The organism is Siphonobacter sp. SORGH_AS_0500, assembly GCF_031453245.1.
In the GTDB taxonomy this organism is placed as follows: Bacteria; Bacteroidota; Bacteroidia; order Cytophagales; family Spirosomataceae; genus Siphonobacter.
Map to the genome: position 1 here is coordinate 2,689,461 of NZ_JAVIYT010000001.1, position 15,982 is coordinate 2,705,442.

Below are 15,982 nucleotides of genomic sequence, written 5' to 3' on the forward strand. Positions count from 1 at the left end.
TTTCATCTCGTTGCTAAGATGATGGCAGGTTCCACCTGCCCCGCCAGTATTTAAGCCTATTCTCTCGAAATTCAGTAACACGGCATAATGATGAATCGGCACGATCCTTTATCTCGTAGATATTTAAAGCTCAACTTCTAATCATTTGACTTATGAAATACTTCGTGCTTGCTCTGGTACTGATTTGGGGAAGTTATAATCATACTGATGCTCAGCAAGTAGCCAACTATTCTACGGGTACACCTGGCCATGATACTTATGAAGAATTTTCTTTCTGGGCAAGAAATAATCAACGATCCACTATTGATTATACCTACGGAGCGAACCGGAAAAGTTTGCGATTAACATATTTGGGGAAAGGGAAGCTTCCGCACTCCTTTCAGGTAAAATTTCCGAATCAGTTAGTTTTGACTCTTATCCCAAACGGGAACACCTTACTAGTTAAAGATTCCAAAGGAACGTACAACAAGGTATTTACCTGGAAATATGAAGGTCCGGTCGATGGCATTGGTACTTTCTGCACTTCCTGTGCCAAAGATGAAGCGGCTGCCATAAAGATTATAAATCGCTATTATATTCAGAAATAATTTACTTTAAAAGCAAGGTTTCATTCATACTCCAATCAACGGAAGATTACCATTTTAGAGAATGAATAAATTTATAATTACTTAATTTTAAAATGAATTTTACCACCTTCTCTCTTAATACAGAGAGTAAATTCTATAGCATATAAAAATAAAAACCCATCCTTTATGACTATATGCTTTGAATTAAATCCAGCAATAAGGTTAATAAAATTTAACTGAATTTTCGTGCATTATTATAACTAAATAACCCGCTATTAGAATCATATGAATTTAGTTACCTCATGGTATTCATACATTTTAACATTATCTATCACACCAAAAATCCCTTGTTATTACTTCAATAATAATAACAAGGGATTTTCACGATAAGAAAAACTACCGACCACCCGGCCCGGTACTTCCACCCACGCTAGTTACCAAACTACTCATGGTGAAGGTCGAAACCTCGGTTCCTTTTTGATAGGTTCCGCTCGTGTAAAGTCCATTCAAGTTCGTGCCACCTGTTACGCTTCCGCCGGTATATATTTTATAACTCTGAGCATTTTTGAGTTTAGGACTTGAAAACATCATCGTTGCATACGTCCGGGGAATCTGGAAAGTCAATGCCTCTACTCCATCAGTTGATTCAATATGTATAAGTTGATTCAGAGTACCCCCGCCTACTATTACAGCAGCCTGGGTACTTACGGAAGCTGTTGGCATACTCGTGGCTCCACCAATCCCCACCAGAATACCTCCGGTGATTTTAAAAGTGTTGCGATCACAGTCAAACCCTTCCTCGGGTGAACCAGCCCCAACCGATATAATTTTACCTCCCGTTACTGTTAGCTTTCCATTTGAATCAATCCCATCGTTCGATGTACTATATACGTACAAATTTCCTCCGTTAATGTAAATGAATGTTCCTGCATTAATCCCATCATCAGAGGTTTTGATGGTAAACTCCCCGTTATTAATAGTTAGTACACTTTTGCTTTCAATTCCCTCGCCGGCGGAAGAGTTGATCACAAAAGTTCCTCCGTTGATGGTCAGGTAAGGGTCAATCGTGGTATCGGTATCATAGCTAGCCGCGATTCCTTTGTCGGCTACGTTAATCGTAAATGTTCCGTCATTAATAACGATATATCCTTCCTCACACTGAATTCCATCCCCAGCGGTTGTCATGGTAAGCGTTCCGCCATCAGCAATAAATGCGTCGTTGGTATGAATTCCGTCGGACGCCGCCGAAGGAATGGTAATTGTGCCACTAATCACCCGAACATAGTCATCACTGCAAATGGCGTGTTTATAGTTTCCCTTGATAGTTACACTCCCATTTCCACTAAAAATTAATTGGCCTTCACTAAAAAAAGTGGCTTTCCTGTCTTCCGTATCACTGGCAGTATACGTTACTCCGTCAGTCAGGCTATTGGTGGTATTATCCGCCAGAACAATAAAAGCCCGTTTGCTCGACTGAATGTTAATGGCCGGACCATCATTATTCGTCAGATTAACCCCATTTAGGGTTAACTTGAATTTTTTGTCACTATATACTTTTAATGAGCCATTTGTCGAAGTACCACTAATGACGTAGGCAACTTCCGAAACGGTTGAGTTTACCACTACATCTCCGTTACTTTCGGTAACCGTAACTCCCTTCCCGGCCAGGGGGTTATCAACCGTAATGGTGCTGCCGTAGGTAATGGTAACCGTAGAAGTAAACGTAGCATTAGCTAGTAAATCATCAGGGCTTTCGGCCTTGCCCGTGTTTCCTTCAATGGCCGTCGAGATCGTTGAAACACTATCAATGGAAACGCTGGCCCCCTTAGAAGCATCCTCTACTGTTTCATTATCCTTCGAACAGGAGGCCAGCATTAGCAGGCTTATTAAGATCAGGATTAACTGGCCACGAAAGGCTAAAGGTGTGTTTTCCCGGTTGGAATACTTCATTGGCTAAACTGTTTATTGGCGTTCATATTGGCAGTAATTCACCCGAAAGTCGGGGAATACTTACCTTTACGCAGCCCAAAACCATTGCGTGGCAAAACAGTCAGCGAAGAAGCTTTTTTAACTAATCCGTTTGAAAAGGAAGGTCAAAATCCGGGGAATACCCGTTCGATCATCATCATCGAAATACTCATTCAGGCTGACTATCTCAAAACCATGATTGCTGGCCGCCTGGGTAAATTCAGAAATATGGTGCGTGAAACAAGTTACCACCTGCGTCCCCTCGGCGGTTTCAAACCGGGCTTTTGATCCTGAATATTGCTTGAACGGGTGTAATTCACCTATGTATAAGTACCCGCCTTTCGTAAGAGCATGGGCTACTTTTTCAAAAATCAGATCCAGATTTTCGATGTGTTCCAGAACCAGACTAAACGTAACCAGCTCATACGGCTGCTTAATAAAATGCCAGTCTTCCGTTAAATCGGCCTGATAAAATTCTACTTTGTCGGAAGTAACTTTGGCCTTTGCCTGAGCCAGCATTTCCTCCGAAAAATCGACTGAGGTTAAATGCTTCGTTTTTTCAACCAGCCATTCGGTGTTTTTTCCCGTGCCGCAGCCGAGTTCTAAAATGGAGTTGAAAGAAAAATCGGATAACGTTTCCCGTAAAGATAACGCTTCGAGGTCACGGGTTTTATTCTCGTTGGTATCGTACTGAATCGACCAATGGTTGTAAGCTTCTTTAACATTCATGACTATTCAAATTTTAATAATTCCTGGTAAGGATTACCTTCCAAAGCTAATAGTTTTGCAAAAGCTGGTTCGGTTTTTATGCCTTGTTTTTTTAACGTAATGATTTCCTGACGAAAGTCTTCTCCCCGCTCATGGAGGATTTTGTACTCAATAATCATATGCCGATAACCCAGTTGCTGACGCGTCGGTATGTGCTGACCAAAGACTTCGAGTTCAAAGCTATCGATCCGAAAACTGGCGACAACCGCTTCACTTTCCAATCGGTTATTATCCCAGATTTTGAAGTCTTTTTCGGATTGAAAAAGCCGGGTAACGGTTTCTCTAAATTCCTGTTGTTCGGTAAAGCAACAAATCACATCCAGATCGCTATTTTCAATATCGATTGCCAGGGGAATGGTACCCACTAGCAAGGGATCATAAGCCGACAGTTTTTCAAAAATCTGGTATGTACTTAAAACTTGATACGCTTTCTTTTGTCGATTATTCCCACTTTTCAGGTATTCAATCGTTTCAAAATTCATAGGCAGCCGAGTGATGCTGCAAAGCTACGGGATTCTTAAAAACAAAAACAGGTTGCCCGTTACCGGACAACCTGTTTTCATACTTTCGAAATAAATACTCCTTATTGGGGGTTTTGAACAACCACTCCGTTTGAGTTATTGATTTCATCCTGAGGAATCAGGAATTGCCATCTGATATCGTTGGCAGGAACATCAAATACGCCGTTGTTATACGAAGCATTATGGTTACCTCCGTTACGATTCAGAGGGGAAGCCGTACGCTTCAAATCGTAAAAACGGAAGCCTTCACCCCAAAGTTCAGCCCGACGTTGGGTCATGATTTCATCAATCAGATCAGCACCCGTTTTCGTTGACTTCACATACTGAGGATCACGGTTTACAGCCAAAGTGTATAAGGCATCCGCAGCACCTGCGTTATTACCTGCCCGAGCTAATGCTTCTGCTTCAATCAGGTACATCTCAGCCGCCCGCATGTAAGGCACATCCCCAATACTTAAGGTAGGGTCTGCTACACGGAATTTTCTGGACTGATACGCGAAACGCTGGAAGTTAGACGCGGGTAAGGGGAAATCCGTGGTGTTTTTTCCGGTCGGATCCCATAACTGCTTACGGATATCGGTCGATGCAATTTTAGTATACAACGCAGAGTTGATCAACTTGGGAGTTGAGCGAATTGCTGTTGAGTTAAAATTGATGGACATGTACGCAAAGAACGAATAGAAGTAATTCGTTTGGTCCGCTACAATACGTGAACCCCACATCCACTCTGGGTTTTCGTAGTTGTTGAAACCACCCAGATACTGAGCATTGCTCATCAAGGTATAACCCGATCTGGCTTCTTTAGCAAACTGAGCTGCCGTAGCGTAATCCTGTTGAGCTAAAGCAATACGAGCTTTGATACCTTTGGCGATATTAATGTTAAAGTGAGACTTGTTAGGTCGGCTATATCCATCAAAAAGAGTGATGGCATCATTAATATCCGTATTGATCTGAGCGTACACCTGAGCAACCGTACTTCGGGGAGTAGGTTCAGTTTTGGGCTCTAATACCAAAGGAACGGCTAAGCTGCTGTTAGCTCCACCCGCTACGTAACGCTCTCCGAACAGTTGAACCATTTGGAAGTAAGCCCAGCTACGGTACGTCAAAGCTTCCGCTTTAATTGCTTTCTTATCAGCATCCGTTCCTTCCGTTTTATCCACATTCGCAATAATCATATTGGCGTTACGGATAATTACGAAATAGAACGTATAGTTATAAAAGTTGATAGAGCTGGAAGGGTTCCGGTGAGAAATCCAGCGGTATTCACTTAATAACCAGCTATTAGAAGCGTTAGGGAATACCATGTCATCTCCCATGGCTTCCATGTATAACATGTTCCCGGACTGTCCACCCTGAGACTGAGTACTAAAGATTTGGGAATACATCAAACGGTGGATACCATTGACCGCAGCCCATGCATTTTTAGTAGTGGTAAAAACCCCTTCCGTAGCGATCTGATCGGTGGGAGCTGTTTCCAGAAAATCTTTATCACAAGAAGTAAGGGACCCTGCTAACATCAATCCCAGTACTCCTCTTTTCAGTATATTTTTCATTTTTAAATGCTAAATTTTAAGAACTGACTAGAAACCAAGTCTTGCACCGATTGAAAGTACACGGTTGAAGTTATAGGTGTTATCAACGGTACCGTTGAATGATCCTGTCACGTTCATACCCTTTCTAGCAGAGAATAAACCTAAATTTTCTCCTGAAGCGTACACACTTGCCGTTTTCGCTCCGATGCTGGTTAACCAGGTAGCAGGAATAGCATAGCTAAGGGTTACGTTGTTCAGTTGCAGATACGAAGCATCCGTTAAGTAACGTGTACTAGCACCAGTCAAGTTGGCAATGTTTCCGTTATCAAAGCGGGGAACATTTGTTACGTCACCCGGATTCTGCCAGCGTTTCAGTGCGTCTACGTGCATGGCCGTTCCGTAAGTACCTCCGTGCATCAGTGCCGCATAGCCACCATCGTAAACTTTACCACCTACCTGATACGTAAATACTAAGCTCAGGGTTAAACCTTTGTAAGAAAGGTTATGATTCATAGAGCCGTAGAACTTAGGAATAGATGAGAAACCGGTGTAACGATAGTTCGCTTCTGAGATAACGGTAGTCAATGTATCACTTCCTACAACTTTAGCATTGGCTGTCATCATATTGGTTTTGTAACGAGACTGACCCGTTTCTGAATCTACACCAGCAAACTCACGCATGTAGAAATCATAAATCGAGTGGCCTACGCTATATCCCTTCGTTCCCGATTGAATCAGTCGCTGCGTTTCAGGCATTTTCGTGATTTGGTTTTTAAACGTAGTTACGTTCAAAGTTGCCGAATACTTGAAGTCCTGATTTCTAACGATATCACCCGTTAACTGTAACTCAAAACCACGGTTGTACAGGTTACCAATATTCCGGTTCACGGAGAAACCTCCACTGGTGGTACCACCGTTTGATAAGGGCAGAGGTACACTGAAGATCAATCCATCCGTTACACGGTTGAAGAATTCAACACTACCTGAAAGGCGGTTTTTGAATAAGCTAAAGTCAACGCCCAAATCAAAGTTCTTACCCGTTTCCCAGGTTAACTGACTGTTGGCAATCGTCGCCTGCGTAATGCCAGGTTCAGCAACGTTATTCACAGCCAGGTTATACAGGGCCTGGTAAGGATATAAACCAAGCGTAGAACCTAAGTTGTCATTACCAACAACCCCGTAAGAAGCTCTCAGTTTTAACATTTCAACCCAGTTCACACCTTTCAGAAAATCTTCTTTCTCGATGTTGTAAGCTCCACCTACAGACCAGAAGCTAGCCCAACGCACATCACGAGCGAACTTAGAGTTACCATCGCGACGAATCGAAGCATTCAGAATGTACTTCTTATCGAAATCGTAGCTGGCACGAGCAAAGTAACTTTCAATACCGTAGTTATCTTCATAAGAAGAAGCATTCAATACTGTAGCGAAGTTAGGTAACTCCGTAATGCCGTTTACGATAATACCTGAACGAGCACTTACCAGATAGTTATACTTGTAAGAGTAACTTTCGTGACCACCCAGGATATTCAGGTTATGCTTACCAAACGATTTATCGTATTCCAGTAATTGGTTGAACGTCGTTGCAGTGGTGCGGTACATATAATGATACGCACGACCCGCAGGAGCTCCGTCACCAATAATAGGGTTATCAAACGTACGACGGTGTCTGTCCTGTAAGTCAAAGCTCAGATTAGAAGTAGCTTTGAAGCCGGGGAACAGATTAAACGTAACGTAGGTACGACCGCCCACTACTCCGACAACATCCTGACGATTATTCAGTTGGTTTTCCCAAATAGCATGACGACCGCTTGAGTAAGGACGGCTATCACCTTGGTCATAAATTCGGTTACCGTTGGCGTCCAGCGTGTAATCACCCGTGGTAGCATCGTGCTTGTATACAGGATAGATAGGACCAATGAAACGGGTAAAGTAGAACGGGTTAACGAATGAAGTTCCTCCGTCAGGAGCAGCATCAATGTTCGCACGGCTGTAGCTACCATTTAAGTTAAAGCCTGTTTTGAACCATTTCATCGGTTGAGTATTCACACTTACTCGACCTGTGAAACGCTCGAAATCAGATTTCAACAGGTAACCTTCCTCTTTCGTATACCCAATCGAACCAAAGTAATCTGACTTGTCACTACCACCGTCATAAGAAAGGTTGTAGTTCCGACGGCTCTTGCCACCCTGTTGAACCGCTTTTTCCCAGTTCAGATCTTCGGGATATAACAATTGTGCATTAGGGTTCAGTACACCATTCGCATCTACGATTGCATTGTTTGCCACGTTGAATGGGTTGTATTTCAGCAGATCGTAAACACCCGTATAGTTACGGTTATTGTAGGTAGTCAATTGACCCGCCGCGATTTGTCCGGCAATGTCACGGGGAATGGCTAATGAACCATACTGAAGGGTATTCCGCTGTACTTCCCACATTAAAGGATAATACTGTTGAGCACTTACTCTTTCGTATTCGGGAAGACCACGAGAAATAGCACCTACCGATGCATTGAAATTCAGATTACTACGGTTGCTTTTCCCTTTTTTCGTAGTGATCATCACTACCCCGTTCGATCCTCTTGAACCGTAAATGGCTGTAGTAGAAGCATCCTTTAACACGCTGATCGACTCAATGTCATCAGGGTTAATGTTTGAAGTATTACCCGTGTAAGGTACACCATCTACTACATATAGAGGTTCGTTGGAAGCTGAAATAGAGCCAAATCCACGAATCCGAATGGACGGAGCAGAACCAGGAGCTCCACCCGACTGGATCGTTTGCAGACCAGGAGCTGCACCCACCAGCGAGTTCAGGGCGTTAGAAACGGGACGGTTTTTGATTGCATCTGCATTAATCTGAGCGGATGCACCTACGTGCGTTTCTTTACTTACTGTACCGTACCCCACAACCATTACCTCGTTCAGAATTTTTGAGTCTTCCTTAAGGATAACGTTTACGTTAGTTTTGTTGGTTACGTCTACCTCTGTCGTTAAATAACCAATGTAACTAATTACTAGCGTTTTTGAACCTTGTGGAACGATTACGGAGAATTGACCATCGGAATTGGTGACCGTTCCACGAGAGGTGCCTTTCACAGAAACGCTCACGCCGGGTAGTGGCGTATTGGAATCCGATGAAGTAACAACCCCCTTCACTGTAGTCTGAGCATACAGATAACTTCCCGCTAAGAAGAGCAGCAGGAAACTCAATAGAGATTTACCCATGAATGAAGTGTGTTTTGATAAAAATAATGATTAAGGATAGGAAACAACTTTTAAAAGTAATATGACCACTTAATAAAAAAAAGTTGAATACGACTTTCTAATAAATTTCTAATAATTATCCTATTTTAATATAAGGTTAAGTTAGATTAATGCAATATTAAACAGAATAAACCATGGTGTATATTCGGCCAAGTCCCTTTTGGCACCAGGAATATTTCGTCGAACGTACGCTTTCCAGAAAGATTATTTTACCCTCTGGAGGCTTAGCTATTTCACTAAATTGTCCAATACCGGGTTTATTCTTCACTCTTCCTTTGATGGCCCTTTCGGCTGAAGGCTTCTAAACTTTTCAAATAGTAGTTAGTTACCTATGCTTAAATCTAAAATAAGCACCCACCTTAAAACTTATGATTATTAATTAAGTATAAAACAGAATTATATTTCGTAATACATCTATTATACAAAATATAGCCACACCGCACTACTAGCAATAAAGATATTGCATACTCAGAGCCCGGATGTATGGAGTCTACATTGGTAGGACTCCAGTCAAAGTATTACTATCTCTCTCCCAAGTCCTCTAGATCAATTCATTTGTTTTCATTAAGACATACTAAACTTCCTCACCCAAACCTAACCAGCTTGAAGTACCAATCCGCTAGGAAAGCATTCCGTCTACAGAGGGACTAGTCAATAAAAGAAAGATAGAAACCAACTCCCCTACCCTTCCTAATCTATCACTAGTGCTCGGGTAGGCCATTCGCTGCATAAGGCTATACGCTTTCTTGTAAATTGCTCAACCTTCTGTAATCTGTTGCCTTTTTTTATCCCGATAAGCCCAGGCGGCCATCGCGTTAATCACATCCTCTAGTTCTCGCCCGGCATCTGTTAATGTATAAGTAACGACCGGGGGAACAACGGGCTGAGCTTCCCGGATCAATAGCTTGTCTGCTTCCAATTGCTTCAGGTGTTGAATGAGCATTTTTTCGGTAATGTGCGGCATCGCCTTTCGAATCTCGCTGTAACGTTTGCTTCCACTTAATAAGTGATACAAAATGATGGGCTTCCAATGGCCGCCAATCTTTTGCATTACATACGTAACCGGACATTCCTGCAAAACAATTTCCCGATTGGCATTATAAGTCGAAGCTTCTTTGATCTGTGTCATGGGTACATACTTTAGGGTAAGTACTTGTAAAAAAGTAAGTACAAAAATACCTTTGTCTCAACAAAAAACAAAAGACAATCATGAAATACTTGATTACAGGCTCTCTGGGAAACATTAGCTCTCCACTCACTCAAACATTAGTTCAGGCTGGTCAGGATGTAACCGTTATTAGCAGCAATGCCGACAAAAAATCAGCTATCGAGGCTCTTGGGGCCAAGGCTGCCATTGGTTCGGTAGCCGACGAAGCTTTTCTAACCCAGGCTTTCCAGCAGGCTGATGCGGTTTACCTGATGATTCCGAATGATTTTTCGAAACCTGATTACCCAACGTTCCAGCGAAAAATTGCTGATTTGTACGTGAAAGCTCTTTCCAACAGTTCCATTCAATACGTAGTACTGTTAAGCAGTATCGGTGCTCACTTGCGAAAAGGGGCAGGCCCAATTGACGGGTTGGCTTATCTCGAAGAAAAACTACAGCAACTGACGGACCTTAATATTCAGGTGCTCCGCCCTTCGTATTTCTATTATAACCTTTTCAGCCTCGCCGGCTTAATTAAAAATGCAGGTATTGCGGGTAACAACTTTGGGAATACGGAGGAAAAACTGGTATTAACCCATACTTCTGATATTGCCGATGTTGCGGCTGAAGAGTTACTGAAACATGATTTCGAGGGTTATCACATTCGTTACATTGCCAGTGACGAACGCCATCCAAGTGAAATCGCGGCAGTATTGGGCCAGTCCGTTGGAAAAGAAAATACCCCCTGGGTTCCCTTTACCGATGAGCAATCGCGGGAAGGCATGTTGGCTGCTGGCGTTCCGCCCGTTTTCACCGAACTATACGTAGACATGGGTAAGGCCATTCGGGAAGGAAAACTTCAGGAAGATTACTGGAAGAACCGTCCCGTATTAGGAAAAGTTAAACTGGAAGATTTCGCCCAAGAATTTGCCGGGGCTTACCAGCAGGGATAAGATCAACCAAGGTCTTTACGAGCGATATAAACGCTTGTCATTGGGAGTCCGTGAGGTCTGTAGGATATACATTACTGCAACCTTACTGACTCCTTTTGTTATTTTCTAACGAAGTCATTTTGAACAAAGTCAGAGAACTTACTTAAGCATTTGAGATCTCCTTCCCTGATAGAATGTACATCAAAACACCAGCTAGTTGTTTCACTCTAGATGAAAAGCTTGTTTCTAACCTAAAGTATAAAAACACTAGACTCCCAAACTGGTAATGCACGCTTATCAAACCTTTCTCTACTAAACAGCTATCACTTAAGTTAATAGAGCCGCCGTCCATGTTTTCACTATAACGATATACAATATACGTAACAATATAATTATAAGAGATTGTCAATAGGCATCAACTGCTGGTATGGAGCGTACAGCCATTACTACTCCTTTCGACTTCATTGCCTCAGCTCTCTTGCCCAAAAGTCAGGAGATTATGATCGGGATCTAGTAACGAAAACTCTTTTTGTCCCCAGGGTTTGGTTGCTAGTGGCATGCACTTGACTTTCTTCGCTAAAAGATATTCATACCATTCCTGAATCGTGTCGGTTCGAATATATACCTGACCATAGTTTTCAGCGGGATCTAAGGCTTTGAATTCAAAAAAGTGAATTTGCACAAGATCTTTCTCCAGCATCAGGTACCCATCATAATCCATTTTTCCGACTGAAGTAAAACCTAAAAGATGCATGTAAAACTCCTTGGTAACAGCTTTGTCACGCATGGGAAGTTTAGGGTGCACAGTCGTAAGCATGGCGTTGCATTTAGATTTTCAGATGGTTAGATTCGAGAAGTATAAGTATTTACTTAAATACCACCTAACCTATCAGTAAATACTTAACTATTTTTAGTGATCTTACTTCGTGGCTTTCATTGCCTTCACCTTTTTAATTTTTTCATCGGAGACCAGTTGTTCGTATTCGGGCGATTCCAGGCCATAAATAGCCATTTTCCCTTCCTCATTACTATGTACGCCAAAACCATAGGTTTTAGTCAAGGCAGATGCCCGAAAACAAGGCTGACCTTTAGAGAAAAACTGTTCGCGGGCGGCTGAATAGTCAGCTTCTGCAATGGCATTCCTCTCAGCATGTATCTGAAAAAGCACATCGTCCGAAGTATATTGATACGGATGTCCGGCAATTAGCTCGTATTGCAGATACGCAACCGTCTTTTTACCATTTTTACAAGGCGGCACCGTTCCCTGACTGGCTTTGGTGTCTTCCGCCACTTCAATGAAGGTATCGAAATAATTCGTACTATGAGTTTTCATGCCTGATTTCTGAAAGTTTCCTACACAAGTGTCAAGCTAATGTATTGATTTTTCGCCTGTACTTTCATTCATCAAAAGCATTTTCCCTCCGAATCTTTTCAGAGGCAATATCCCCTATTATGTCCAAATTAGCACATTGATCAAAAGACTCATTCACTTATTTCAACAAATAATGCACTAATAATCAATAGTTTATCAATAAATATAAAATAAGATGGTATAATTTATAAAAAAGTTTGTATCTTTGTATCAACAAACACCGCGGGATGGAGCAGTTGGCAGCTCGTTGGGCTCATAACCCAAAGGTCACAGGTTCGAGTCCTGTTCCCGCTACTTAGTAAAAAGGCAGTTACATGAAAATGTGACTGCCTTTTTTGATGCTTCTTTTTTAACCTGACACTCGTTCAATAATCGAAGCACGAAAATCAGTATACTAGTAACTGAAACCTTCTTCCCTTTTAATTAGCTCAGTCTATTCAAGGCAATCAGTTATACCTACCCATTGGATTTCTTCCAACGTATTTTGACAGCTGATATAGTTTCCAGTCTGATTTCAGGAATGACCTGGAAATTATTTTTTTGATAAAATTCCAAAGGTGATTGATACAAACTTCCGTTTAATTTCCGGTCAGAATTTTGATCAATAACCCAGCCATTTAATGCGTCTTCATTTTCTTTCAGCTTATTCAGCATTTGCGTTCCTAAGCCTTTTCCATGTAGTTTTTCAGAAAGAATAATGGCAAACCATTTTTCATCTTCTCTTACAAAGGTAGTTACCCACCCCTCAATTTTGCTATCGCCATTCAATAGCAAATAGTGCACTTGTTGCGTAAGGCTATTCAAGTAATCATCAAAATCCTTAATTGTCTTATGTTGAAGCTTTTCGGGATATTCATGGTTCCATAATTTAAAGACCTGTTCTTTGTCTTCTAAGCTTAGTTCCGTTTGCTGTTTAATGATCATAAGCCATATTCGAATTTATTTTCATGTGATAATTTAGAGCGTATTTCCGTGTTTAAATGCAGCCTGTTAATCAGGTTATTTTAACTTCATCACTCTAATCTATACTACCAAGTTAATGGCACATTTGCTAGCCGTATTTTCCGGAAATGAGTTAAAATATTTCTTAGTCCCCGTACAGTGGCAAAACGGTATGAAGTAGGCTTGGACAAGGATGATGGATATCTAAGCAGCTATCATCGGTTATACTGCGTCTATGTGTCCCCCAATAAAAGCATTCCCTCTGCAAGGGCTAAATACTACTCAGCAGTACTTATGTTGGTTATTAAAAGGATTCTGGTACATTGCTCATCCCCATAGATTGTCACCGGAAATAACTACCTAAAACTTAACATGAAAAGACTTTTATTACTGATTAGTTGGCTCTTTACTCGTATGGGCTTTGCTCAACAGGGAAAAGCCCTTAGCGACTCAAGTAAATTTAATACCTATCTCGCACGCCATACCAGTTCATTTACCTTCAATGGTCAAAAACCCATTGGTCCAGGCTGGGACTTATTGGAAAAGCAGTTTGCGGAAAATCAGTTTGTGGCCTGGGGCGAATATCACAATTCAGGGTTATTGTCTCAGCTATCGTGTTTTGCACTGGAAGCCGCCTCCCGTCATGGATTTAAAAACTGGTGTGTAGAAGTCAGCCCGTTTGTAGCCTCCGAGTTAATGCGGATTTCGACTAGTAAAAGCCCCTACGACAGTTTATTGGCAGTCTCCAAAGATCATCCCACGTATGGAACCTTTCCGTTCTTTAAGACTCAAGACGATGCCCAGATGTTAAACACTGCGGCCAACTATAAGTATCAGATTTGGGGGATCGATCAGGAATTTCAAATGGCTTTTCCGTATGCAATCAACCGGGTTTATAATGCCCAGTCGCCGAAGGTGAAGCAAGCCTATCAGGCTGTCCGGGATAGTTTACTGGCCCGGTGGTGGATGCCCAAAGTTAAGTTACTCGACAGTTTACGCAACGGGATTACCCAGCAACAGTATAAACAGGTACTCGATGATATTAAAGTCTCCAGAACGATCTATTATGAAGATAATTCATTGATGCGGGCGACGCTAATGAAAAAAAACTTCTATCGTTACTATGACCAGACAAAAGCAAAAAACGAGAAGGTGTTTTTCAAACTGGGAGCCAATCATTTAGCCAAAGGATTAAACCTGATGACCCATCTGTATGATATGGGTAATGCGGTCTATGAGCTGGCTCAACGGAATCAAACCCGTTTCACCAATGTCTATTTCATGCTGAGATACACCACGGAGGATGGAAAAATCATTGATGATTATGAGAGTGCCGAAAACGAATATCCCAAAGAGTTTTTAAAACTATATAACAAAGAAAAATGGGTGGTTGTGGACTTACGTCCCCTGCGGGTTCGCTATAGAAACGATAAAACACTGACGGAAGATACGTATCAACTTATCGACAAGTATGATTTTGTAGTGGTGTCCCCGGAGATAAAAAAATAGAACGTCCGATACGAGCTACATCAGCAACCTAGCTCCACCTTTCGCAACCTTATCAGTTACTGGTATCAAAGAACGTTTGATACCAGTAACTGATTTATAATCGAAGAGGCAACCTGTGCTCGTGAAATAGCTAGACTAATCATTCTCTAAATCAAGCTCTTCATCCCCAGGTTTATAGGGTGTATAAATAAGTAGAAGCGTCATCATTTCGTTTTTTGAATCCATATCGCCGAACGAAAATACGGTGGCAGGGGGTGAATTAGGGTTATCAGGATTATTTTCCGTATTGTCATAGCTGCAATCTAAATGAATAACAGACCCTTTAGGAACTTTAATTAATTCTTTAAAGCGGTAAAGTTCCTGCCATCGAAAATCCCACTTTGCAATTCGCACTAATGGAATGGTGTCTTGTTGAGGAGTTACGGCATAGGCGGTAAAGCTAGTGCCTAAATAGTGCATATGGGGCCAAACATAAAGCAAGGACTGGTCTTCCTGCGTTTGTACCTGTAGATGATGTCTACTGCGATCGCCGGGTAACAAAAGCAAAGGAGGTGTTATATCCTTTTCCCCGATCCCTCCCGAGCCTAAGCTAATCACTTTCACTGTACGCTGGATAGGCGTTTTCTGGAAAAACAGGTTTACTCCCACGATGGATTCCTCGTCCGCGGCAAGGGCAGAATAGTGAACCGTTAGCAGTATCACCCCGCGTTTGGGAAGCGTCCAGCCAAAAGTTTTTGGGTAACTCTCAACGGAAGTGCCAGGAATCCAGCCCGTGTAATAAACCATGTGTTGTTTGAGCTTTTTTTGCTGTTGTAACAGGCTTGGCGTATTAGGATCATCAGTGGTATTGATAACTTTTGCTCCCTGATTAATATCAACGGAGGGATCGTCCACTTTATAAAAACCGTAATTCACATGGTGAATTATTTTTTTATTGTTCGTGTAAAACTCAACCCCTTCGATGGCCTGATCCTTGGGTAGATCCATAGGTATTTGAAAAACAACGAATCGTTCTTTGGTATCGCCAACGAGATGAAAAGTAGAATCTATTTGTAAGGTTAAGTCCGGGCTTCGGTGATAAGCAGTTTGCTCACGTAGTAAACGAGTAGTTTGAGCTGATTTTTTCTGATAGTTGCCCTTCGGTGCTTTCGCTTCGATCCAGTCAACAATCATTTTCTTTTCCTGTGAGGAAAGCCGTCTTTCATTAGCAAAGGAGCGGTAATGAGCATCGGCTTGCCAGGGCGGCATATAGCCTGTGGTAATTACCTTTTTAATAAATGAAGTTCTTTTAACAATGTCTTCATAGGTTTGAAGAGGAAAGGGAGCCGCATCTCCGCTCCGGTGACAAGTTGCACATTTTTGTAAGAAAATGGGCTCCACGTCTTGAAACGATTGTCCATTTGTACCAGTAAGTAAACACCATTGAAGCACTAGGCAAAGTAATACCTTTTTCATAGC

General features: G+C 41.9%; 13 protein-coding genes and 1 tRNA gene. 4 read left to right on the forward strand and 10 right to left on the reverse strand.

The window, feature by feature from the left end; all coding sequences use genetic code 11:
- The first annotated feature begins 152 nt into the window (after nucleotides 1-152).
- Nucleotides 153-587, forward strand: a complete 435-nt coding sequence (locus tag QE357_RS11430) for a hypothetical protein (RefSeq protein WP_309707518.1) — start codon at nucleotides 153-155, stop codon at nucleotides 585-587.
- 375 nt (nucleotides 588-962) lie between these two features.
- Here the strand turns inward: QE357_RS11430 and QE357_RS11435 are convergent, their stop codons facing one another.
- The 6 genes from QE357_RS11435 to QE357_RS11460 form a co-directional block, all read right to left on the reverse strand.
- Nucleotides 963-2,516: a carbohydrate-binding domain-containing protein gene (locus QE357_RS11435; RefSeq protein WP_309707520.1), complete on the reverse strand. Its 1,554-nt coding sequence runs from the start codon at nucleotides 2,514-2,516 to the stop codon at nucleotides 963-965.
- 117 nt (nucleotides 2,517-2,633) lie between these two features.
- Nucleotides 2,634-3,263, reverse strand: coding sequence for a methyltransferase domain-containing protein (locus QE357_RS11440; protein WP_309707522.1), 630 nt, complete (start codon nucleotides 3,261-3,263; stop codon nucleotides 2,634-2,636).
- 2 nt (nucleotides 3,264-3,265) lie between these two features.
- Nucleotides 3,266-3,784: a DUF4269 domain-containing protein gene (locus tag QE357_RS11445; RefSeq protein ID WP_309707524.1), complete on the reverse strand. Its 519-nt coding sequence runs from the start codon at nucleotides 3,782-3,784 to the stop codon at nucleotides 3,266-3,268.
- Nucleotides 3,785-3,885: 101 nt separating this feature from the next.
- Nucleotides 3,886-5,376 (reverse strand): RagB/SusD family nutrient uptake outer membrane protein, encoded by a 1,491-nt coding sequence (locus QE357_RS11450; RefSeq protein WP_106634709.1) that lies wholly within the window; start codon nucleotides 5,374-5,376, stop codon nucleotides 3,886-3,888.
- Nucleotides 5,377-5,403: 27 nt separating this feature from the next.
- Complete coding sequence (locus tag QE357_RS11455) at nucleotides 5,404-8,583, reverse strand: TonB-dependent receptor (protein ID WP_309707528.1); 3,180 nt, start codon at nucleotides 8,581-8,583, stop codon at nucleotides 5,404-5,406.
- 796 nt (nucleotides 8,584-9,379) lie between these two features.
- Nucleotides 9,380-9,751: a helix-turn-helix domain-containing protein gene (locus QE357_RS11460; protein ID WP_106634707.1), complete on the reverse strand. Its 372-nt coding sequence runs from the start codon at nucleotides 9,749-9,751 to the stop codon at nucleotides 9,380-9,382.
- A gap of 80 nt (nucleotides 9,752-9,831) precedes the next feature.
- On the opposite strand from QE357_RS11460, the gene QE357_RS11465 reads away from it, so the two are divergent.
- Complete coding sequence (locus QE357_RS11465) at nucleotides 9,832-10,722, forward strand: NAD(P)H-binding protein (protein ID WP_106634706.1); 891 nt, start codon at nucleotides 9,832-9,834, stop codon at nucleotides 10,720-10,722.
- Nucleotides 10,723-11,170: 448 nt separating this feature from the next.
- On the opposite strand, the gene QE357_RS11470 is transcribed toward QE357_RS11465, so the two are convergent.
- Nucleotides 11,171-11,518 carry a VOC family protein gene (locus tag QE357_RS11470; protein WP_309707533.1) on the reverse strand — a complete coding sequence of 116 codons (348 nt, stop codon included), beginning with the start codon at nucleotides 11,516-11,518 and terminating at the stop codon, nucleotides 11,171-11,173.
- Between the two features lie 102 nt (nucleotides 11,519-11,620).
- Nucleotides 11,621-12,034 carry a DUF6157 family protein gene (locus QE357_RS11475; protein WP_309707535.1) on the reverse strand — a complete coding sequence of 138 codons (414 nt, stop codon included), beginning with the start codon at nucleotides 12,032-12,034 and terminating at the stop codon, nucleotides 11,621-11,623.
- A gap of 260 nt (nucleotides 12,035-12,294) precedes the next feature.
- On the opposite strand from QE357_RS11475, the gene QE357_RS11480 reads away from it, so the two are divergent.
- Nucleotides 12,295-12,367 (forward strand) — tRNA-Met (locus tag QE357_RS11480).
- Nucleotides 12,368-12,529: 162 nt separating this feature from the next.
- Here the strand turns inward: QE357_RS11480 and QE357_RS11485 are convergent.
- Complete coding sequence (locus tag QE357_RS11485; RefSeq protein WP_309707537.1) at nucleotides 12,530-12,997, reverse strand: GNAT family N-acetyltransferase; 468 nt, start codon at nucleotides 12,995-12,997, stop codon at nucleotides 12,530-12,532.
- A 390-nt stretch (nucleotides 12,998-13,387) separates the two neighbouring features.
- Here QE357_RS11485 and QE357_RS11490 point away from each other — a divergent pair, with 390 nt between their 5' ends.
- The gene (locus QE357_RS11490) at nucleotides 13,388-14,524 is read left to right on the forward strand and encodes a hypothetical protein (protein ID WP_309707539.1); all 1,137 of its coding nucleotides are present in this window, start codon (nucleotides 13,388-13,390) and stop codon (nucleotides 14,522-14,524) included.
- Between the two features lie 135 nt (nucleotides 14,525-14,659).
- On the opposite strand, the gene QE357_RS11495 is transcribed toward QE357_RS11490, so the two are convergent.
- Nucleotides 14,660-15,979, reverse strand: a complete 1,320-nt coding sequence (locus QE357_RS11495) for a cytochrome c (RefSeq protein WP_309707541.1) — start codon at nucleotides 15,977-15,979, stop codon at nucleotides 14,660-14,662.
- Between the last annotated feature and the right edge of the window lie 3 nt (nucleotides 15,980-15,982).

What these genes read in the sequence shown, in the direction of transcription:
- QE357_RS11490 (WP_309707539.1), top strand. Translation starts at nt 13,388, where the DNA reads ATGAAAAGACTTTTATTACTGATTAGTTGGCTCTTTACTCGTATGGGC.
- QE357_RS11460 (WP_106634707.1), bottom strand. Translation starts at nt 9,751, where the DNA reads ATGACACAGATCAAAGAAGCTTCGACTTATAATGCCAATCGGGAAATT.
- QE357_RS11485 (WP_309707537.1), bottom strand. Translation starts at nt 12,997, where the DNA reads ATGATCATTAAACAGCAAACGGAACTAAGCTTAGAAGACAAAGAACAG.
- QE357_RS11440 (WP_309707522.1), bottom strand. Translation starts at nt 3,263, where the DNA reads ATGAATGTTAAAGAAGCTTACAACCATTGGTCGATTCAGTACGATACC.
- QE357_RS11470 (WP_309707533.1), bottom strand. Translation starts at nt 11,518, where the DNA reads ATGCTTACGACTGTGCACCCTAAACTTCCCATGCGTGACAAAGCTGTT.
- QE357_RS11450 (WP_106634709.1), bottom strand. Translation starts at nt 5,376, where the DNA reads ATGAAAAATATACTGAAAAGAGGAGTACTGGGATTGATGTTAGCAGGG.
- QE357_RS11455 (WP_309707528.1), bottom strand. Translation starts at nt 8,583, where the DNA reads ATGGGTAAATCTCTATTGAGTTTCCTGCTGCTCTTCTTAGCGGGAAGT.
- QE357_RS11445 (WP_309707524.1), bottom strand. Translation starts at nt 3,784, where the DNA reads ATGAATTTTGAAACGATTGAATACCTGAAAAGTGGGAATAATCGACAA.
- QE357_RS11435 (WP_309707520.1), bottom strand. Translation starts at nt 2,516, where the DNA reads ATGAAGTATTCCAACCGGGAAAACACACCTTTAGCCTTTCGTGGCCAG.
- QE357_RS11495 (WP_309707541.1), bottom strand. Translation starts at nt 15,979, where the DNA reads ATGAAAAAGGTATTACTTTGCCTAGTGCTTCAATGGTGTTTACTTACT.
- QE357_RS11475 (WP_309707535.1), bottom strand. Translation starts at nt 12,034, where the DNA reads ATGAAAACTCATAGTACGAATTATTTCGATACCTTCATTGAAGTGGCG.
- QE357_RS11465 (WP_106634706.1), top strand. Translation starts at nt 9,832, where the DNA reads ATGAAATACTTGATTACAGGCTCTCTGGGAAACATTAGCTCTCCACTC.
- QE357_RS11430 (WP_309707518.1), top strand. Translation starts at nt 153, where the DNA reads ATGAAATACTTCGTGCTTGCTCTGGTACTGATTTGGGGAAGTTATAAT.